14 protein-coding genes are annotated in these 21,103 nt (G+C 42.9%); 6 read left to right on the top strand and 8 right to left on the bottom strand.

The genetic code is table 11. The annotated features are described in order from the left end of the window. Positions 1 to 15: 15 nt before the first annotated feature. Genes FAZ15_RS01170 through FAZ15_RS01160 form a run of 3 tightly spaced genes read right to left on the bottom strand, consistent with a single transcriptional unit; the run spans position 16 to position 3,652 of the window. Positions 16 to 957, bottom strand: coding sequence for an endonuclease/exonuclease/phosphatase family protein (locus FAZ15_RS01170; protein ID WP_136899309.1), 942 nt, complete (start codon positions 955 to 957; stop codon positions 16 to 18). Further along, complete coding sequence (locus FAZ15_RS01165; RefSeq protein WP_136899307.1) at positions 954 to 2,336, bottom strand: FAD-dependent oxidoreductase; 1,383 nt, start codon at positions 2,334 to 2,336, stop codon at positions 954 to 956. The genes FAZ15_RS01170 and FAZ15_RS01165 overlap by 4 nt, the downstream gene beginning before the upstream one ends. Before the next feature lie 50 nt (positions 2,337 to 2,386). Continuing rightward, positions 2,387 to 3,652 (bottom strand): MFS transporter, encoded by a 1,266-nt coding sequence (locus FAZ15_RS01160; protein WP_238387109.1) that lies wholly within the window; start codon positions 3,650 to 3,652, stop codon positions 2,387 to 2,389. 157 nt (positions 3,653 to 3,809) lie between these two features. Here FAZ15_RS01160 and FAZ15_RS01155 point away from each other — a divergent pair, with 157 nt between their 5' ends. From FAZ15_RS01155 to FAZ15_RS01140, 4 genes are all read left to right on the top strand, one after another. After that, on the top strand, positions 3,810 to 4,574 hold the full coding sequence (locus FAZ15_RS01155) for a DeoR/GlpR family DNA-binding transcription regulator (RefSeq protein ID WP_136899305.1): 765 nt from the start codon (positions 3,810 to 3,812) through the stop codon (positions 4,572 to 4,574). 301 nt (positions 4,575 to 4,875) lie between these two features. Next, positions 4,876 to 7,920: a SusC/RagA family TonB-linked outer membrane protein gene (locus FAZ15_RS01150; protein WP_136899303.1), complete on the top strand. Its 3,045-nt coding sequence runs from the start codon at positions 4,876 to 4,878 to the stop codon at positions 7,918 to 7,920. A 2-nt stretch (positions 7,921 to 7,922) separates the two neighbouring features. Beyond that, the gene (locus FAZ15_RS01145; RefSeq protein ID WP_136899301.1) at positions 7,923 to 9,683 is read left to right on the top strand and encodes a RagB/SusD family nutrient uptake outer membrane protein; all 1,761 of its coding nucleotides are present in this window, start codon (positions 7,923 to 7,925) and stop codon (positions 9,681 to 9,683) included. 12 nt (positions 9,684 to 9,695) lie between these two features. Next, complete coding sequence (locus FAZ15_RS01140; protein ID WP_238387108.1) at positions 9,696 to 10,811, top strand: metallophosphoesterase; 1,116 nt, start codon at positions 9,696 to 9,698, stop codon at positions 10,809 to 10,811. 75 nt (positions 10,812 to 10,886) lie between these two features. On the opposite strand, the gene FAZ15_RS01135 is transcribed toward FAZ15_RS01140, so the two are convergent. Genes FAZ15_RS01135 through FAZ15_RS01115 form a run of 5 tightly spaced genes read right to left on the bottom strand, consistent with a single transcriptional unit; the run spans position 10,887 to position 19,354 of the window. Next, entirely contained in the window at positions 10,887 to 11,786 is a 900-nt protein-coding gene (locus tag FAZ15_RS01135) for an endonuclease/exonuclease/phosphatase family protein (RefSeq protein ID WP_238387107.1), read from the bottom strand. Positions 11,787 to 11,799: 13 nt separating this feature from the next. Next, the gene (locus FAZ15_RS01130; RefSeq protein WP_136899297.1) at positions 11,800 to 13,065 is read right to left on the bottom strand and encodes a DUF4998 domain-containing protein; all 1,266 of its coding nucleotides are present in this window, start codon (positions 13,063 to 13,065) and stop codon (positions 11,800 to 11,802) included. A gap of 11 nt (positions 13,066 to 13,076) precedes the next feature. Then, the gene (locus FAZ15_RS01125) at positions 13,077 to 14,291 is read right to left on the bottom strand and encodes a DUF5000 domain-containing lipoprotein (RefSeq protein WP_136899295.1); all 1,215 of its coding nucleotides are present in this window, start codon (positions 14,289 to 14,291) and stop codon (positions 13,077 to 13,079) included. A gap of 11 nt (positions 14,292 to 14,302) precedes the next feature. After that, the gene (locus tag FAZ15_RS01120) at positions 14,303 to 16,186 is read right to left on the bottom strand and encodes a RagB/SusD family nutrient uptake outer membrane protein (protein WP_136899293.1); all 1,884 of its coding nucleotides are present in this window, start codon (positions 16,184 to 16,186) and stop codon (positions 14,303 to 14,305) included. Positions 16,187 to 16,189: 3 nt separating this feature from the next. Beyond that, complete coding sequence (locus tag FAZ15_RS01115) at positions 16,190 to 19,354, bottom strand: SusC/RagA family TonB-linked outer membrane protein (protein ID WP_136899291.1); 3,165 nt, start codon at positions 19,352 to 19,354, stop codon at positions 16,190 to 16,192. 1,023 nt (positions 19,355 to 20,377) lie between these two features. On the opposite strand from FAZ15_RS01115, the gene FAZ15_RS01110 reads away from it, so the two are divergent. Both FAZ15_RS01110 and FAZ15_RS01105 read left to right on the top strand, forming a co-directional pair. Beyond that, positions 20,378 to 20,578: a hypothetical protein gene (locus tag FAZ15_RS01110; protein WP_136899289.1), complete on the top strand. Its 201-nt coding sequence runs from the start codon at positions 20,378 to 20,380 to the stop codon at positions 20,576 to 20,578. A gap of 43 nt (positions 20,579 to 20,621) precedes the next feature. Further along, entirely contained in the window at positions 20,622 to 21,050 is a 429-nt protein-coding gene (locus tag FAZ15_RS01105) for an SRPBCC family protein (RefSeq protein WP_136899287.1), read from the top strand. Positions 21,051 to 21,103: the final 53 nt, after the last annotated feature.

The raw sequence follows: 21,103 nt of genomic DNA, 5'->3' as shown, positions 1-21,103 counted from the left end.
AAATCTAGTAAACATTTAAAGGTTTATTTCCGCTTCCAGAAAATAATGGTCACTTGGATAAATGTTCTTGTAAGCATCTCTAATAACATGAGAGTTGATGGCTTCATTTGTACCTTTGGTAAATATAAAATCGATTTTTTTGCCTATATCTTTTTTTTCGTAAGCTTCACCTTTAAACCCGTGCGTGCTGTTTCCCGGATCGGTATTTCCATGTACTTCTACAAATGTATCCTTCCATCCCGCCTGAAATACAGGTTTAATAACTGCCGATTGTGCTGCAGCATTAAAATCGCCTGTCAAAATCTGTGGAAAGTCTGATTGGTATTGTGCGGACTCTTCCAGCACCATTTGGATTTGCTTAATTTTTGCCTCGTTACTGACATGATCCAAATGCAGATTGATTAAACGGAACTCTTTTTGCGTGTATTTATCGTACAGACGTACCCAGCTCGCATTGCGGGCTCTTGCCGAGCCCCAGGAAATGCTACCGGCCTTCAGCGGCGTTTCTGATAGCCAATAGCCTCCTGCAGCTAACAATTCAAAACGTTTTTTGGAAAAAAAGATAGGATTCTTCGCTATTCCGTGATACCCCGTTTGGTGTTCATCCATCTCCGGACCATCAAAGCCAATACCGACATACCCAGACATTGACTTCTTCAAATCGAGAAACTGATTTTTTAGCACTTCCTGAAATCCTATGACATCTGCCTTTCGCCCGCCAATAACATGAAGACAAGCTACCCGACGATCTTTCCATGCCAGGCCTTTAGTTGCGTCTTCTTCGAGATCAACCCGGATATTGCAGGTTAACACCCGAAGGGATTTTCTCTTGGCTTGCGCAAGATCTTCTGCAAAATCATCCAAAGGTGCAATAAAAGGTAAACTTGTCAGTAATCCCGCTTTGGTTAAAAAATTCCTCCGCGAATACGTGTGTTCATGCTGCTTTTTCAGATTCATTTTTCCTCTCCTAAATAAACTCCTGCGGCTATCAATTCTGCACGTAGCTCATTCACATCTATTGCTGCTGGTGTCAAGTTCTTTCTTACGGCTAATTTGGCGGCCCTTCCCGCTGCCTCACCCATTGCCATACATGGAGCCATTACGCGAATGGCGGACATGGCCTCATGCGTCGTAGAAATTGAACGACCCGCGACCAATAGATTCTTAACCTTTGTTGGCACCAGGGAGCGGTATGGAATGTCATAACTATCGCCGCACCACGTCAAGGTGCAACCACCGCCTTCTGGATGGTGAATATCCAAGGGGTAACTCGCTACAGCTATGGCATCGTCAAAGCGGCGACAACTTAATATATCTTCCGCGGTCATTACATAATTCCCGACTATACGACGGGTTTCGCGGATGCCTAGAAAAGGGGCCATTTTTGTAAAATGCGCATCGGCAAAGCCAGGAACGAAATCGACGAGATACCGTTGTATCTGTTCCACCTGCCTGCGCCCTTCACTTTCACCATAGGTTAGGCTCTCCGGATCCGTGCCGTCAACACCGTTGATACGAGACATATTTACCCACACCTCACCCTCTCGAAGGCCCGTAATCAGTATCGTCCGTTCTACCGGTAAATGGTAACCAGCCTCACGGGCCTTTTCCATTACGCTTCTTAATCCTACCACGATAAATTGATTGTTTTGACCAAAGTAGGCCGCTGGTATAAAATCGGTTAGATAGGTCCGTGGTTCCTCAGCGATAGACATGCGCAGCTTTTCTGTATCCACACCGCCCATGCAAAACATGAGGGTGGGAGGCTGGGCACCACCCTGATCATTTCCCTGTTCGCACGTTACCCCTGCTCTGTATGCTACATCTGCATCCCCTGTACAATCAATCACCATCTTTGCCAAAATCACTTCGCGGCCAGACTTACTTTCAATAATAACCCCTTTCAAGAGATCGCCATCCATTACCACACCAGCTGAGAAAACATATAGAAGGACTTTCACCCCAGCGTCTTCCAGCATCTTAAGCCCTATGTTTTTCACTGCTTCCGGTTCTACTAACGTTAAGCTCATATGCAGTGGACAAGGCCTGTGCTCTGACGCTGCATTCACCTCTTTTAATCGATCGATAAATTTTTGAGGGAGCCCTTTAATGATTTGATTCCCTTTTTGGCCCAAGAAACCAAGGATCGGTAGGCCGATGGTCATATTACCTCCGACAAAGCTTCTATTATCGATTAAAGCTACCTTCAGCCCATCGGAAGCTGCCGCCTGTGCAGCAATAATACCCGATGGCCCCCCGCCAACAACCAGCACATCAACTTCCATACGAACCGGAGTCTCCCGAGCAGGCTCCAAAAATGTCTTAACTTCTTTCATGTTTATCTCCTGATTTTTTATAAATTCTTGCTATAACTTAAACTAATCATCTATAGCCGCTGTAATACATGTGGTTTTGGCCTTTCCTTTTTAACCATCGTCCACAAGATCAGCACCGCGACTGGGTGCATAAATGCCATTACAATAAAAATGGTACCTGCCCCCAGAGATCCCATCATTTGGCCCACAAAATAATTGAATATTACAGCACCTAACGCACCACACCCGCCTGCAATCCCTAACACCGAAGCAACATTTTTTACCGGAAAAGCCTCAGCAATTACTACACTGATCGTAAACAGCCAGCTTAGACACGCCATGGCGACCAAAGAAAACAACAAGATGGTGAGATACGGACTTGATATATAAGTCGTTAAGCAGCAGAGTGGAGCTAGCACAGCGATGCTTGTTAACATAACTTTTCGGGCTCGCAGCGGTTCCTTTCCATTGCGAACCATTTTATCAGACCAAGCTGAGGTACCGATCGCCCCTATATCAGCTACTAAAAATGGAATCCAGCCAAACATACCAATCTGTGCCAATGTCAATCCCGACTCTTCCTGCAAATATCCGGGCAACCAGAATAAGCAGAAATACCAGACTGGATCGCTGACAAATCGGATCAACAGAATGCCCCACAACGATTTTCTATTCCACAGCTGCCCCCAATTAAAACCATGGTCTTTATCGTATGACTGGTCTAACCCCACTGATTCGCGAACAATATCAGAAGGTGGTTCGATATAGATTAAAAACCACAGCAGCGCGATAAGTAATCCGATGATACCCGCAACAATAAATACAGTATGAAAGTCATATTCTATAGCTAACCAAGCAACCAATGGCGGTGCGATGATTGCTCCGATGGAGCTCCCAGCAACACACAGACTGTTCGCTGTTGCTCTTAATTTTCCCGAGAACCAAACGGTAACCACCTTCAATTGCGCCGGAAAATTGGTAGGCTCTGCAGCGCCAAGCATCCCTCGAAAAAACAGGAATGAACCAAAGGTTCTAGAAAGCCCCCCACCAATACAGGCCATAGACCAGCCCAAAATACCAATGAGCATTACTTTCCGTTCGCCGAACTTATCCACCAGCCACCCAGAGACCGGATACATAAGGGCGTAAAATATGGTAAAAATATTCAATACCATTGCATATCCATCGTCTCCTAATTCGAACTCCTCTTTTAGCATAGGTTTAAGTATCGAAACGATTTGTCGATCATAATAATTAAAGACAATTGCTAAAAAAATAACAAATATGATAAACCAGCGTCGTCGACTTGGCGGCATAGGTATGGTAAATTTTGACATAAAGTTATATATGTTGCTGCTATTAAATATCTAGTATGTTGATCAAATATAGAAATAATGATTTTTAAAAAGAAAACTTTTGTAAAGAAAAAAAAAGTTAAATACACTTTATTATAAAATTACATTTTCTTATTTTTACATAAAAAGGGGAAATATTATGCTAAGTATAACAGATAGACATCAGTACATTTTAAAGAAAATAAAGGAGAAAAGTAAAATTACCATACAGGAACTTTGTGACGAAATGAACGTTTCTAGTGTCACGATCCGTAAGGACCTCAAACTTTTAGAAGAAAAAAGCTTACTATACCGGGTAAAAGGCGGTGCATCTGGCAACAACCCGTACACAGCAGATAAGCCCATATTAATAAAGGAATCGATCAATGCCGAGGAAAAAACACGGATCGCAAAAGCTGCCCTGGAACTTATCAAGGACAACGACTCTATTTTAATAAGCTCTGGCACAACAGCATACGCACTAGCCAAACAACTTCAGCCCGACACAGCATTAACTGTGATCACACCAGCATTGAAAGTTTCATTAGAATTATGCAACAAACCAAATATTGAGGTACTTCAACTTGGCGGGTTAATCCGCTCCAATTCGTCCTCTGTCGCTGGCCAACACGCCATGGATATCTTAGAAGAAGTTTCTTGCGGCATGCTCTTCATAGGCGTAGACGGAATAGACATCGATTTCGGAATATCAATCAGCAACATCTCCGAAACCACACTGAACCAAAAAATGCTACAAACCTCGCAAAATGTTGTTGTCTTAGCCGACCACACGAAGTTCGGGCGAAGAGGTCTTGGAAAAATCTGTAACCTTGAAGAAGTAGACTATATTATCACCGACAATAAGACACCGAAAGAATATATCGCACACCTGGAAGATCTCGGCATCCGGGTTATCGTGACTTAACCAACTAACGAATTTTCAAAACATCATTTTTAAAAGATTTTTAAATATTTATTTTTATTTAAAAATCTTTTTTTTATTTTCGAAAATCGGTAACCAAAAAATATAAATCAAGTAAAAAGTCATTTTTTGTAGTCAAAACTATTTATTTTATAAAATATTAACATAAAATAAACATATCGATAACATTTAAAAAACAGTTATCGTTTACTTTTGAAACAAAATTAAATACTTTTAAAACATCGCTGGAACATCGATAAGTAAAGTAAATAAATTTAAATCATCAATACTAATACCAGATGTAATGAAAAAACAGCTGCATTTTATTTTATTGCTGTTGCTATTTCCCTTTGGAATAGCAACAGCACAGCAATCCAAAAAAGTGAGCGGAGAGATTAGCAATACGAATGGAGAGGCATTACAAGGTGTATCCATTAGCCTAAAATCGAATTCAGCTCCATTATCCGCTTCTGAGAAAAATGGCACCTATGAAGTGCAGGCACGGGAAGGCGATGTTCTCGTATTTTCTCTTGTCGGATATACGACCACAGAAAGAACTGTTACGACGCAGAACGAGGTCAATGTAACTATGACCGGCGATTACACCGATTTGGAAGAAGTAATTGTGGTCGGTTATGGCACACAAAAGAAAGGCAACCTGACCGGCTCGGTATCGGTTATCGAAAGCGGACAGCTTGAGCGTAGACCCAATCTTTCTACGTCTACGGCCCTGCAGGGTCTGGCTCCCGGCGTAACAGTGACCTCACAAACCGGATCTCCCGGAGGAGATGCTGGACAGATCCGCATCCGCGGTATTAGTTCCTTTGGCGGATCCGACAGTTCTCCGCTCGTTATGATCGATGGTGTTGCCGGATCCATTGACAACATTGATTACAATCTTATTGAAAACATCACCGTACTGAAAGATGCAGCCTCGGCCGCAATTTATGGTTCACGTGCAGCAAACGGCGTGATCCTCATTACTACCAAACGGGGTAAAGATAAAATGTCTGTTGATTATAGAGGCTATACTGGCTTTCAGCATCCGACCGCTATTCCCGAAGTTACAGACGGGTTTACCTACATGAGAGTATTTAATGAAGCCAGTGTTAATGATGGTAACAGCATACTTTACAGTGAGGAAGATATCGAAGCATTTCGGCGCTCGTACGAAGCCGATCCAGATAATTTTGATTGGCAAGAGGCCATCCTACAAGGATCGGGCTTCACCCAAAACCACTTTATAGGACTCGCAGCGAATACCGGAATTCTTCGTGTGGCGCCGTCTTTTAGCTATGCTACGCAGAAGGGTGTCATTGAAAATACGGGATTTACTCGATATACCCTGCGAAACAATATGGATATCACACCCAGTGAGAAATTCAATATCAAGTTGGACATGTCGGTCGTCAACAGAGACCGCCTACAGATAGCCAGCGAAGGCACCATCTGGAACTACCTGGGGCGTATGCCTACAATTATCCCCATTCGACGCAATGGACTTTGGAGCGAAGGCTGGGTATCCAACAATCCCGTTGCCTTTATCGAGGAAGGTGGAAACCGCAAAACAAATAATCTGGAGTTTTACGGTAACCTAAGCTTAAACTATACACCTGTGCCGTGGCTGAACCTAGTCGGAACAATTGCACCGCGCTATGAAACCCGGAACAGCCACATCTTCACTAAGCGGGTAGAAACCTACAACGACGACGGATCACCTGCCGGAGCAGCAAATACCACAACAGAACTCGAGGAAAGTGCACGGCGCTATTTCTACGGCAATTATTTCTTTACCTCTACCGCCGAAAAAAGATTTGCTGATCACGATTTTAAATTAATGGCAGGTGTGTCTCGCGAATCCTATAACGACAGATACCTCATGGGATATCGCAGGGATTATATGTACGATACGTATGAAGTACTGGATGCCGGAGCCAATAACGAAACTCAGCGCAACGGGGGCTCGATTCAAGAGTGGCTACTGGTGTCGGCATTTGGAAGATTTAACTACTCCTTCAAAGATCGGTACCTATTTGAAGCCAACATCCGCTACGATGGAAGTTCGCGCTTTACCGGCAAAAACCAATGGGCTACTTTCCCCTCTTTTTCTGCTGGATGGCGTATTAGTGAAGAATCGTTTATGGAACCTCTGCGCAATCAAATTAATCAGTTGAAGTTTCGCGGCTCATGGGGCAAGCTCGGTAATCAAAATATTGGCTCGTCCTATTACCCATTTGCATCTGAGCTTGCGGTAGGAAGTATTTCGATGGGCGGTAATATCTATCCGCTTATTAGCCAAAATGACATGGCTAACCCTGCTTTACGATGGGAAGCTACTACAATGACCGGTGTGGGATTGGATGCGGCATTATTCAATAAATTCTCATTTACCTTTGATTGGTACAGCAAAACTACCGACGGTATTTTGATGAAATTATACACTTCTCAACTGACTGGTCTCAATGATGCGTTTCAGAATGCGGGAAAAGTAAGCAATAAGGGCTGGGAGGTGTCGGCGCGTTACGACAACAAATTTGGCGAGTTCAGTCTGGGCGCCGGCTTCAACCTTTCGGATGTCAAAAACAAGATCTTAGATATGCGCGACGCAACAGACGGTACTTTTTTACGTCAGCAGCAAGGTTATGCAATTAATTCCATCTACGGCTATATTGCAGATGGTTATTATCAAAGTCAGGAGGAAATTGACAACGGCCCTACCCAATTTGGCACATTACAACCTGGAGACATTCGTTATAAAGATATAGGAGGTGCATTTGATGATGCTGGCAATCCTATTGGTGATGGTCGTTTGAACGATGATGACAAAACTATCATTGGAAGTACCATCCCACGTTATACCTACGGGTTCAACCTCGACCTGGGGTATAAAGGATTTAAATTCAGTACTTTTTTACAAGGAGTGGGCAAAGTGGATGGATACCTAAACTCACATTATGTTATCCCTACCGTGAATGTTAGTTCCATCAAACCGTGGCAATTGGACTACTGGACGCCGGACAACCCAAACGCGATATTACCTCGCCTATCAATTGCATCAACAAACAATCCGCAAAACTCAACTTTTTGGATGCGCAGTGCCGCATACCTTCGGGTGAAAAATGTACAGTTAGGTTATGAAATACCTAAAAATCTGCTTTCGAACCTGAAAATCGGCGGCGCATACATCTACTTGAACGGACAAAACCTGTTTACCAGAACAAATTTCTATGAGGGCTACGACCCTGAAATTAACTACAATGCTGCAGCCAACGATGGTGTCGCACTTGGTGGTGGGAATTTTTATCCACAAGTAAAAGTATACACATTCGGTATTGATTTAAAATTTTAAAAATGAGAAATCTCGCAAAAAAGATATATGGAATCGGACTGGTCATCGGTCTTGTATTTTCATCCTGTGATCTAGATAAATTTCCACAAAATGGCCCTACGACCGGCTTATTTCCAGCAACTATTAAAGAGGCTGAATACGGACTTTTAGGGGCTTATAAAGCGATCACCCTACTGGATGCAAGCAGCACCCCCTTCATCCATGTAATTGACAATATTACTGATGTAGGGTATACGCGCCCGGGAAACAACTATACACCTGGCATCACCAGTGCCTACACCACAGACAATGCCTTAGCGACCAAACCCTGGGGGGCGCATTATAAGACTATTGCACGCGTACACACGGTATTAGATAACCTAACTTCGTTGAAAGGAACCGTTGCTGACGCGACATATAATCAGATCGATGCCGAACTGCGCTTTATCCGCGCATATGCATATTCTCAACTCATCGAATTATATGGTGATGTACCGCTGCTGGAAAAAGCGGTTACCTTAGGTAATACCAATGTACCACAAACGCCAAAATCTGACATCCAACAATGGATTATAAACGAAATGACGGCAATAGCCGAAGCACTTCCTGTATCCCAATCCAGTGTAGGACATGTGCGTGCGAGCCGTATTGCCGCCTATATGCTAAAAGCGAGAGTTGCCCTATACAGTGAACAATATGCCGTAGCCGCTTCAGCCGCCAAAACCGCTATTGATCTATCATCAGGTATCCATGAACTGACCCCATTCAATGCATCTGTAGCATTCGCGGGCCAAGATCATACCTCGGGTGAACCCGATGTAACTAATATATTCGGTCATGAGGGCTTTCGTTCTAGTAAAGAATGGATCTGGATCATGGAATACAATCGGAATATCGCAGGGAACGTTCACAACCAACAGTACTATTCTGCCTCTCGTCTGGGAAGAGGCGTTGCCTATTGGGGACCTACGCAAGATTTTATCGATTCTTTCCAAGATATAGCGGGATTTCCCATTACGGAATCGCAACTGTATGATGCGCAAAATCCATTTGCAAATCGCGACCCTCGGTTAGATATGTACTGTGTACGGCCTCATTCACGCTTTATGGGATATCAATTCGAAATGAACACTGCTTTTCCAACTATTGCAAACTATTGGCCGATAATCAATGGTACTGGTACGACCCCCTCTAGTAATGCCAATACCGATCTGACTAATTCGGCGCGTTCTTATAGTGGTTATTTATGGCGAAAGCATGTGGATATAGCTGATTTTAACACCACTTCTGTCAACGGTGAAAGCGATCTTAATGTTGGTGTATTCCGTTATGCTGAGTTGTTACTGATTTATGCTGAAGCTAAAATTGAAGCGAATGACATTGATGCAAGCACCTATAATGCGATCAATGCGGTTCGCTTACGCGCCAAGATGCCGGAATTACCGCAAAACCTATCTCAGACGCAGCTGCGAAAAGCCTTGCGGTATGAACGCAAGATTGAATTGGCTAACGATGGCTTACGCTGGCACGATATCCGTCGCTGGGAAATCGGAGAAGATATCCTGAATGGATACTTATACCTCAATCGCGCCGCAAGGCCTTGGACAGCTAATGTATTAACCAGTCTGGACGAAAATTACACACCGCAATACAACCACGCGGAAGCGGTCAAATCCTTCGGTACACAAAATGTCGTATACAAAGTCAGGAAGGATGAATACTGGCCTATCCCAACGGCAGAAATTACGGCAAATCCAGAACTAGAACAAAATCCAGGCTATTAAAAAATGATAAACATGATGAAGAAAATATTTTATTTGAGTTTTATTTATCTGGCATTAAGCCATCAGGTTGCTTTTTCGCAGGCTAAATTTGAGAAACCATCACTCACGCATAAAGATTCCTGGTCTATAGTTATGATTCCGGATCTGCAAAATTATGTTAAGTACAATAGAAATCAGCCTATCCTTGATATGATGATGAGCTGGATCGAAGATAACATCGATACCCTTAATATTAAAATGGTCGTCTGTGTAGGCGACCTCGTGGAACAAAATGATATTATAAATCAGGGACACGATGGAGATCAGTCCGCCCAGAAACAGTGGGAGGCGGCATCAAAATCCTTTTCGAGGCTTGATGGTAAGATACCATATATAGCTGCCACTGGTAATCACGACTACAGTATCGATATGGCGGGAAAACGCAGGTCCCGTTATGCTGATTTTTTTCAAATTGATAAGAATTGGAAAAACAGGAATACTATCGTGCAAAACAGCACCAATGAGGATGGCTTGCCTACGTTAGAAAATTCGGCATACGAGCTGAAATCACTGAATGGACAAGACTATTTGTTCATGACAATCGAATGGGCACCAAGAGATACCGTTATCACTTGGGCTAAACGAATCGCTGAAATGGAACAATATAAGAACCACCGCATTGTACTCACCACGCACGCTTATCTGAATGCGAAGGATATGCGCATGGCCGGCGAAAACAAATGGTTTGTCTATGAGCCGTATTCCATCAACAATGAGATCCAAAAGTCAGACCGAATAACCTTACCATCTTCAAATAATGGGGAGCAAATCTGGCAAAAGCTGGTCGAACCCAGTACTAATATTGAAATGGTGCTGTGTGGCCATATCTCTGGAGAGGGCTATAAACTTGACAAGAACCAAGCTGGCAAAAACGTACATCAGATACTTTTCGATTCACAATCGATGGGTGGCGGACACCGATACGGTAATGGTGGAGATGGCTGGTTAAGATTATTGGAATTTTTGCCAGATAACAAGACGGTAAAGGTGAAAACATTCTCACCACTTTTTGGCATCTCACCAACGACACAGGAGCATGCCTGGAAGAAAGATGAGAGAAACGAATTCATCGTTGAATTCAGTAAATAAAACCATTTACGTCCATAAAAACACAGCTTTGATAGGCTGTGTTTTTTTATGGATAGAAGAAAAGACGACTAAAGTTTAATCAGCTGATAATTTTAGTAAGACAGGATAATGATCCGACATGCGATGGGTTAGTTCATCTTTCAGAATTTCTGCCTTGAAGATGCGCGGCGTAAGTACATCATTTACGAAAATATAATCTATACGCCTTAAAAAAGAACTCTTTTTGCGCACGGATTCTGTCGGCACACTATTTTGAAAATCCGGATGCTTATGTGCAATTACGTCTGTGAAACCATTCGTGAGCACCTCCCCGACTACCGAGTAATCTATTTTCGTATCATCAAGGTTATTTCTGTGAATCGTCTTCCCTTCTACAATGGATAAGCCGCTAACAGCCTCCAGGCGACCTTCACTCTTTGCCATTGCTACCTCCAGTTCGCCATATTGTGCTGAATCTGACGGCGACAAGGCATTCAGATCTCCCATGATAACCTTTCCTGCATCAACAGGAAGTAATTTCGCATGTGCCAATACCATATCAATGTCCCTCTTTCTGCTTTCCCAGTCAAACGGTGAAAGATGCGTTACAAAAAAGTGGATTCCCTTTATATTACCGTAAATATACCCATGCCATAAGTTTACGGTTACTTTCTGTATATTTACAATAGGATAGCGGGAGGTTATGGCCACCGGATGTGCATACTCCTTGGATATGACTGCGTAATGGTGACCATACCGCTTGGCTAATATCTCTAGATCCGACTGTGTAAAGTGTGTCATTTCCTGAAAGGCAACAATATCGGGATCGATTACGTTAACCCATTCCACAAATTTGTCCATGAGTGCCCTATCACCCTGAAAACCGTAACGCGTATTATAGTTCAAAAGCGTAAGCTGCGCTTGGGCATGGGTCTGGGTAGCGAACAAACACACCCAGACCAATAGTATTAAAATTATTTTCTTTCGTTTTAACATGTTGTATTCCATATTAATAAATTAACCGGGTTCCCCACTCCCAGAACTGAAGTTCGCTGGTAAACATGAAATCCGTTTTTGCCCAATTCTCGACTGCCTTTATTCGAATATAACGGACCTTTGGTGTACGCTGTTCAAATGTAAAAAGGTGTCCGGCTTCCGCATGCTGGATATCTATCGGATCATTGACACCAACATTCTGCCCCGATGGCTTAACCACCTCGCAGGTGTTCAACCTAATCCAGCCCGCATAACTACCATCGTCTGCCGGATCATTGCTGCCCCATACTTCAAAATGCCGTAGATTACCATTCGCATATAGCAAGTTGTGCTCCGTGATAGCACCGCGTTGCCATAAACGTAATTGACTCAAAGAAACCTGTTTACCTAAGTCTAATTGAAAATGGTGTGGCATACCCGAACCATTTGCCGTGCGGTACCACGCTCGCGCAGGTGCACCACCAGCTATCACGCCGCTCCATAGATTGGTAAAGGCATTGCCAGCGCCCGTCCAATGTGGCGCATCCCCCGGTAGCGGGTAATGTGAAAACGTGGTAGGATCTACCTTATTATCGCCATTAAATTCCAATTGCAGATTTAACACTTTAGATACAGACTGGAATGAATCAACTGCTACCGCATCTGGCTTATACCAAGTATAATATTCTGCAGGCGTCTCTTGCATCCAATCATTCACCATTAGCGTATCCTTATCTGAAGGCAGTATTCTCATCTTAGTGTTTCCGGCGATATCAGTGTATCGCAATACGGTACCTAATATTGCCTCATTGGGGCGTCTCCATTCAAACACAAGATCGCCATCGTCGACATACGTCGCTTTAGTTAAAGATCTCGCTACTAATGACGACGAATACTGTTCACCGTAAGCGTAACCGAACACGGTCGTTTTAATCGATGAGTTACCTTTGCCATCGAAAGTGATTACCTCGAAATTATATCCACCTTCAGCCAAGTCGTTGACATCGACATTTATCGTATCGATATCGTCTGTTTTCTGAAAGGACACCATCGTCGAATCTGCCCCATTATTCCAATACACCCTTGCTCCTTCCACAGTTGGATCCGAAAGCAATAACCATTGTAGGCGCACCCTGTTCTTACCGGGGAAAGCCTGAAGAGAATCCGCCTTTGCAACATAAACTTTTTCCCCTCCTTCCAAAAATTGTTTATAACCATGGTCTTGCTTCTGACAGGACTGCGTTAATATCAATATGGCCGTTAATACAGCGGAACTAGCTATCTTTAATATACCTAACATGTTATTTTATTTTAATTAATTTGACCATAAAACTGCAGCTCTGACATCCAGCTGTACGCTGTTTTCCCCCAAGTTTCCAAAACTTTGATGCGGATATACCGTACGGATTCGGCATCTAGATCAAATGAAAATTCATGACCACTTTGCGCAACAGAGACATCGTCTGTACTCACCGAGCCCGCAGGTAGACCCGAAGGTTTGATCACGTCACATGTACGGAGCAATGTCCAGCCCTGAAAGGAACCCCCAGGATCGGGGTTTGTACTTCCCCATATTTCGAAAGTTTTAGTGCTTCCCCCTGTATAGAGTAAATCCTCACGATCAAATGCACCACGCTGCCAATATACAAACCGGCTTAATTTAGCTGTTTTGCCCATATCGAAAGTGAAGTGATGTGGAATCCCTGAACGTTCATCGGTTCTGTACCAAGCCTGGCTATTGGTCGTACCAACAAACACACCGCTCCAGAGGTTACTCATCACACTTCCTCCCTGCCATCCCGGGGCCTCGGTAGGTAGGTTTGCAAACATCTGTCTAAATCCTGATGCGGGTATACGTTCCTCATACAGCGGGGTTAATTCTTTTGTAAGCATTGCCGTTTCATTTCCCCATCGATCTTTCACCACAAAGCCAAACGTTTGCTTGTTGGCCGGCAAACCACGGAGCGAGAAGACGCCCGTAGCTTGTGAAGTATAAAAATTTTGCGTCGACTTCCACTCGCCTGCAGCATTCTGAATATAAATCATGATACCTACATTCTCCTGGTATTGATTACTATATTCGAAATTGAGCCCGCCAAAGTCTTCGTTAACGACCAAGGATTTGTATACATCCCATATCGCGGGAAGATGTGGTTTACCAACTATCTCCAATGCCGCCGACCTTTTCATGTTACGTCCTACACTATATAGCTTTATGGGATAGGCAGCCGTATCACCAAATCCTTGTAACAGTAAGGATCTGTTGTAATAAGATGACCGCACGCGTAATACCTCGCCATTGGACTTGATCACCTCAGCTTCTACATACAATAAGTTGTCGGAGGGCGGTATAGTGTAAGAAATTGCTAACGCACCGGGCAGGCGCTCTATTGTAGCATGCTCCAGCGGTGGTGGTACTGTCTCGGAACTATCTAATATATGTAGGGTCTCCTCACCACATCCAGACAGGAGTGTCAAAGCAATAAAAACTTTAATACCTGTGCAAAATATTTTAATACTTTTCATGATTTATAAATTTACCATCCCGGTGCTTGCACCAAGTTTTGATTTCGTAAAATTTCAGCTTCTTCAATTGGCCATAAGTAGTCCCGTACATTAAACTCCTGGTTAAACAAGTTCACGGGTCTATAATAATCTTCCGGACTTTCCTGATCTATATTCCAGCCTTGAATAGGACGGTTAAGGACTTGGATTGCTTTTTTCCAACGGCGTAAGTCCCAGAAGCGATGGCCTTCGAAAGCAAGTTCGATTAGCCGCTCCTGATGTATAATTTCGCGCAGGCCCTCTTTACTCCTAAACTTATCTGGCATGGATGAGTAAGTAGACCAGCTCAATGCGAGCCCTTTCAGGCCAGATCTTTCCCGCACCAAATCAACATATTTCATGGCTTCCTCAGATGGTCCATGCGATTCATTTAGTGCTTCTGCATACAATAAATACAGATCGGGAATCCGAATAACGGGGTAAGGAAACTGCTGTACCACGTAATTGTTATCGCTCGCAGTATTGAGGTAATTCACCATTTTTTTAGCCCAATATCCAGTTACAGAAAAACTGGTTGGATGTCCCGCGGCTACGCCACCGGCACGCGCCTCTACATATTTGTTGTCCACATCATTAAGCCAACCAGTACCAAACCAACGTCCACCATCAAATGCCAGGCTCGCGTAAAAGCGCGGTTCCCGGTCAAAATGTAATACAGGTAATCGTTCGCCAGGTTTGAGGTACAGTTTTTCTTGTTGCGTAACCTCCCGTAATGTAAATCGATCTTCGTAGGGATATGTGATGTCCTCTTGTATAGGAACACCATTTTTGGTATAATACTGTTCTGCGATCTTGATCGGCGGCGCGTGCACCCCACTATAATAGCCCGTACCCATGTGCATACGTGGCTGACCGTAACGCTGTAAGGTATTCACCATACTATTGTGGTCTGCCCAAATCGTTTCTGTATTATTTCTTTCCGTAAATCCAATACGGTAGCTCAGTTCAGTTTGTGTCGTATCAGACAAGGTAAACGACCCTACCGCAGGGACATATTTATAAAGTTTATAGCCCATTTGTTCTGCAAGCTCTAGCGCTTCCTTACAGGCTTCAGCTGCGTCTACCCATTTTTGTGGCACATAGGTGGCGTTGAAAAGCTGGACACCGTCTTTTCGCACGAAGTTGGTATAGTCTGTATTGCCATTAAACATAGGTGATGCGGCCGTCACTAACACCTTTGCTTTAAATGCCTTAGCGATTACCTTATTGATACGACCCTTTTCAGTCGCCGGAAAAAGAACCTCATCGGGTAATACGTCAGCGGCTTCATCCAATAGCGAAACAATATATGCGACGCAAGCATCCACCGGTTGGCGGACGACATTCTTCACTTCATCTACAGAAGCCGACACGGGAATATTTTCTTTCATCAACGGGATAGGACCGTACATGCGCATCAAGTAGAAGTGAAAATAAGCTTTTAAAAACTTGACCTCTGCTGACCAACGCTCTCTTTCCATATTAGTCATATCACTTACCTTACTAATATTTTCAAGGAATATATTACACTCTCTGATCCCGCGGTAAAGGTCGGCGGCTTCTGTCTTCCCTGACCAAAAATTAAGATAAGGAGTCACTACATTTTGGTTTCCTCTAGCAATCTGCCAGTTAGCACGTCCACTTACATTCGGGTACGTCCATATCTCATCCCCGCTGATAAAGTCAGGAACCTGACTGGTAGCAGCGTGGTTAGGCAACCAGGAATAGCATGTAAAAAGATAGGATTCGGCCGTGTTCCTTGTCCGAAAAGCGTAATCGATTGTCGCCACGTTATCGGGCATAATGTCTAGATAGCTACAGCTTTGCAGTAACAGCAAAGCTGACGACAAAAAAGCTAAAATAATTTTATTTCTCATTGTTTAAAAATTTACATTCACGCCAAGGTTAAATACTCTTTGAACTGGATAGCCCAATCCCCTGCCTGCCATCTCTACATCCCATAACTTAAATCTGCTCCATGATAAAAGGTTGGTGCCGTTGACATAAACGCGTAGCTTTTGCATCTTAAGGCGCTTAAGCTGCTCGACACTAAACGAGTAACCCAATTCGGCAGACTTCAGTCGAAGGAATGTTCCGTCGCGCATAAACCAGGTGCTTGCTTGATTGGTGTTGGTGTTCGGCGCCTCACTCAGTCTTGGCCAAAGTGCCTGCACGTCATTGTCTGACTCGGACCAGTAACTATCTGCATAAGCTTTAAGGAGCTGCCTGTCGTTTGTAAAGGGAGACGTTTCTATTGGATCGATCCAAAAAGACTCTTGTGCTAACCCCTGAAAGAATGCAGAGACATCAATTTTTTTGTATCCCATAGATAAGCCGAAGCCGTATACTATTTCAGGTGTCGTAGGGTTTCCGATAGGCACTTGATCTAATGGAGTAATCTGTCCGTCATTATTAACGTCCCTGTATTTTATATCACCGCCCATTACATCAGTGCCAAAGTTTTGCCTTGGCGAGTTAGCGGCTTCTTGATCGTCTACAAACAAGCGCTCCGCAATGTATCCCCAACGCTGGCTCAATGAGTAGCCCACTCGAGACTTCCAATATTCATTGAGGTACTCCGGCTCTTCGTAGACTTCAAATTTGCTTGCCGCATAAGTAAAATTACCCCTAGCCGATAGCCACAGATCTGAAGAAAAATTATGCTGAATATCTACCGACATATCCATACCTCTGCCGGAAGCTTCTCCGACATTAGCACGCACGGGAGCGGATAATCCCATATACTCGGGAACGGAAGCACGGGTCATGAGAATATTATGGCGGTGTTCTTTGAAGAAATCAGCCTGTATCTGTACCTTACGGAACAACGACATTTCCACTCCTAAGTTAATCTTCTCCGATGTTTCCCAAGCGATATCGGCATTATCGTATCGAAGTATAGATACTCCTGGCCTGTCATACGTGTTATCGAGCCCAAATGTTGCACCACGATCGGCATCGTTCATAATAACATTGGACATGTAGAAGAATCTATCTGTAGGGCTGCCAATTTCGTCATTTCCTACCAAGCCATAGGTAGCCCTTAATTTCAGTTCAGGAACCGCACGCTTTACCGGATCCCAAAACTTTTCGTTAGATATTTGCCACGCCACTCCGAATGCTGGGAAAAAACCAAATCGGTTCTTTTCGTGAAAACGCTCCGAACCATTATAGCCAAAATTAAACTCCCCAAAGTATCGGCTGTCGAATGAATAGGTCATTCGTCCTGAAAGACCCAGATTACGAAAAGGTAGGCTCTGTAATAAATCGTTGGCATTTGCACTTATATTGTGCCGCATAATAAATACGGCCATGGCACTAACGCCATGTACCTCTTTAAAGGTCCGATTGTAGTTCATCGCAGATTCCATATAGAACTGCGAAAACAATTGTCGCGTGCCCAAGTTAAAATCCAGCCATTCCTGTCCATCGTTTTCGTTAATGACATCCAACCTATAATCGCCTGTCATTCGATTAAAACCACTTGACATATAATAAAACGGTTTATAAGCGCGCGACACCTGAAAATGTGCTCTTCTGTTGGTATTTCCCATCATCCGAAAATTTAGACCAGGTGTAATAAAATCAAGACTCTGCTTCAGCTCTAGCTGGGCCATCATTAGAGAAGAAGAATACTCCCTGTAACCCTTTACCATATCAGCGTATGGATTGATATAGCCTGCTGTAGCTCCGCCTTCTTTCAATGCATTACCGAACATAATATGCGTTAAGTGCTCATAGCCTGGCATAACGGGGTAGTAAGAAGGAAACATAACCGGATTGGAATTCATGACCTTTTCGTACATGGCTGCCCCACCATCCAAAGGACCCGTATAATCGTCAAATGACCCATACAATCGGACACCTAACTCTGTTGTCTTAGAGACGTTTACCTCCACATTCGATCGAAGTAGATAGGTTTTCAGGTTGATGTTGCTATTGAAATTATTTCTATTATCAACCTTCAACACCCCATTATCCTGGTTAAATGTACCTGCGATATAATATCGTGCAACCTGACCGCCACCGCTTACACTTAAGTTACCTCTTTGGTTAAAGGTATAGTCCTTAAATAGTTCTTTCCGCCAGTCGTTGGCCGGATATACATATGGATTAAGCCCCAGGATGGTATTATCAATTTTTTCATCCGTATAAGGTACTTTCGTAATACCCGAAGGATCTCGCGTTAAGACTGCTTCGTTGTGCAAGCGCATATAGGATATCGGATCGGCAAGTTCTACATTGCTTGTAGGCGAGGAAACAGAAGATTCCAAACGAAAATTAATTTTTGCGGGACCTTCCTTACCCTGTTTTGTGGTCACTAAAATAACACCGTTAGCTCCCCTGGCTCCATACAAGGCTGTTGCTGTTGCATCCTTCATTATAGAAAAGCTTGCAATATCGTCTGGTTGCAATCGTGCCAAATCAGTTGACGTCAATTCGACACCATCGATTAAGATGAGCGGATCCACTTTATACCCAAAGGTCGTAACCCCCCGTATAAAGAACTCGGCATTATCTTGGCCTGGTTCACCACTCCGTTGGTATGCAATCATTCCTGCCACTCGACCTGCAAGGGCGGTGGTTAGGTTACTGGATGGCACTTTGAGGTCACTCGGGTTCACTGTCGTCATAGCTCCCACAACTTCCTGTTTCTTTTGTTTACCAAAGGCTACAACTACGACATCTTCTATAGTCGAAGAAGCCTCATCCATCTGTACATTCAGTATTCTTGATGTGTGTACAACAAGTTCAGTACTCGTGTAGCCTACCATAGAAAACACCACGGTGGCACCCACCGGTACATCCAAAATGTACCTCCCATTCTTGTCGGTACTGGTTTCATTACCTTTCCGATTTTTTACGCTTACCGACACCCCCGGCAATAATATTCCCGTGGTATCACTGACGGATCCACTTATCTCCACAGATCTCTGGGCTGCAGTCAGGGTGCCCGTTTGCGCCCGTGCGTTAAAGGATAAAGTCGCTGATACTGTAAAAAAGAGAAACAGAAAACAACAGCTGTTAAATAACATTTTCTTCATAATTCCAATTGTATTTCATTCATTTTGATCAATAATTATATATTCCCATTTATACGCAAAAGAGTATTAGTCTAACCGACTGTTACCTCGTATGTGGACTTCCCTGACTGAATTCTGATCGAAATCAGTCCACAAAAAAAAAGCGTTTTGTCTATTTTAAAAGATTATAAAGCTTAAACTGGTTATTTTATAAACCAAATTTAACATAAAAAAATGTTTTTATATAAAAAAAAAGAAAAAATAATATTTTGTTAAAGAATAATTAACATAGCGGCAATAATAGGTGAGCTACTGCCTCGTCGCAGTTGTTTGACAACAAAAGTCAATCGTTAATATACTCAATTTTTCAAAGAGGTTAATTAGCAAACTTAGATAAGAAAACGACGTTATACGGTTTCCTTATCAAATAACGTCCGAGAAATATTTGTGTAATGCCTACATGGTTGCGCCGCCAGAGATCTCGGAATTGACAAGTGACTACCGCGGGTGGAATCGCTTATCGCCACGAGGTTGCTATCGGAAATGTTTCTAAAATTGTAACCAACCGCGTTCGACTGTAAAAAAGCAAAGTGCAAAAAATGCACACTAGTAGTTAAGAAAAATCGGAAATTCCGATTTTCATACAAACATGATAAATACTGGTTGGTCGGAAATTCCCGAACAACAACTGCTAATACCGCTTCCAACTGCTATTACAGCGGATTACTAGATCTCCGCATACTCGTATTGCCTTGCTGTGGAAGGTAAGATAATAAGAACGTTCTCGTTACCGAAGTGACTTTCATCCAGCCAATTGATACAAAAAAATATTTTTTTTGCTGAAGATAATATTGGCTTAAATTTCGACGTTATATAAGAAATTTCATAATTTAGGTTAATAATTGGTTTGGTAAAATCCCGTTGCTCCCCGCTACGGGATTTTCTATTTGCTTTGGATTAAAACAAGACCATCCATTTAGTGCATGTAGCGAATTTTTCATTAAGTTTGTCTTCTTAACTTATCATATTATATTATATTATATTATGAGTGCGGGTTTTATTACGATGTTCATCACTTTTGCGACAATGGGCTGGCTTATCAACGTCGCGAGAGCAAAAGGATCTAGTACGCTAGTCCTAGAAAACGGAGATAGAGTTCTCATCAATGTCTTTATGCAGGAGATCCGTCTATATTCGAAACAGGACGGTAGAATTGTAATCATTTCGGATAGCATCCTGGCATAGGTCACTTGTACGAACATTTAATCAAAAAACTAAACAACTAATAATGGAAAGTATTGAACAAATCAACTATCTTAAAGCACCTACTGCAACGGTATATAAAGCGCTCACTTCAGAAGAAGGTCTAGGACAAGTGTGGACAAAAAAATTAAATGTAAAACCAGAAGTTGGTTTTGTAAATGAGTTTGATTTTGATGAAGGGTATATTACTAAATTTAAAATAGTCGAACTGGAAGAAAATAATAAGATTGTTTGGGAATGTGAAGCTTCTGATGAAGAATGGGTAGGAACCAAAGTATCTTTTGAACTAACAGAAAATGATAACATCACAACGGTAGTTCTTAAACATTTTGATTGGAGAGAGCGAACTGATTTTTATCGTTGGTGTAGCTACAATTGGGCAATGTTTCTTTATAGCTTGAAAACTTACTGCGAAAATCAAAAAGGATTGCCCTATCAGGAGCGGGATTTTTAAAAACAAGCAGAGTCATAATCAATGGTGTATATATCAAGTCGTTATTACCAAAT

It is taken from the genome of Sphingobacterium olei (assembly GCF_005048855.1).
Classification (GTDB): Bacteria; Bacteroidota; Bacteroidia; order Sphingobacteriales; family Sphingobacteriaceae; genus Sphingobacterium; species Sphingobacterium olei.
The sequence above is the reverse complement of the archived record's forward strand: the minus strand, read 5'-3'. Positions and strand labels throughout refer to the sequence as shown.

Coding starts and splice junctions, on each gene's coding strand:
- FAZ15_RS01170 (WP_136899309.1), bottom strand. CDS start 957: ATGAATCTGAAAAAGCAGCATGAACACACGTATTCGCGGAGGAATTTT.
- FAZ15_RS01165 (WP_136899307.1), bottom strand. CDS start 2,336: ATGAAAGAAGTTAAGACATTTTTGGAGCCTGCTCGGGAGACTCCGGTT.
- FAZ15_RS01160 (WP_238387109.1), bottom strand. CDS start 3,652: ATGTCAAAATTTACCATACCTATGCCGCCAAGTCGACGACGCTGGTTT.
- FAZ15_RS01155 (WP_136899305.1), top strand. CDS start 3,810: ATGCTAAGTATAACAGATAGACATCAGTACATTTTAAAGAAAATAAAG.
- FAZ15_RS01150 (WP_136899303.1), top strand. CDS start 4,876: ATGAAAAAACAGCTGCATTTTATTTTATTGCTGTTGCTATTTCCCTTT.
- FAZ15_RS01145 (WP_136899301.1), top strand. CDS start 7,923: ATGAGAAATCTCGCAAAAAAGATATATGGAATCGGACTGGTCATCGGT.
- FAZ15_RS01140 (WP_238387108.1), top strand. CDS start 9,696: ATGATGAAGAAAATATTTTATTTGAGTTTTATTTATCTGGCATTAAGC.
- FAZ15_RS01135 (WP_238387107.1), bottom strand. CDS start 11,786: ATGTTAAAACGAAAGAAAATAATTTTAATACTATTGGTCTGGGTGTGT.
- FAZ15_RS01130 (WP_136899297.1), bottom strand. CDS start 13,065: ATGTTAGGTATATTAAAGATAGCTAGTTCCGCTGTATTAACGGCCATA.
- FAZ15_RS01125 (WP_136899295.1), bottom strand. CDS start 14,291: ATGAAAAGTATTAAAATATTTTGCACAGGTATTAAAGTTTTTATTGCT.
- FAZ15_RS01120 (WP_136899293.1), bottom strand. CDS start 16,186: ATGAGAAATAAAATTATTTTAGCTTTTTTGTCGTCAGCTTTGCTGTTA.
- FAZ15_RS01115 (WP_136899291.1), bottom strand. CDS start 19,354: ATGAAGAAAATGTTATTTAACAGCTGTTGTTTTCTGTTTCTCTTTTTT.
- FAZ15_RS01110 (WP_136899289.1), top strand. CDS start 20,378: ATGAGTGCGGGTTTTATTACGATGTTCATCACTTTTGCGACAATGGGC.
- FAZ15_RS01105 (WP_136899287.1), top strand. CDS start 20,622: ATGGAAAGTATTGAACAAATCAACTATCTTAAAGCACCTACTGCAACG.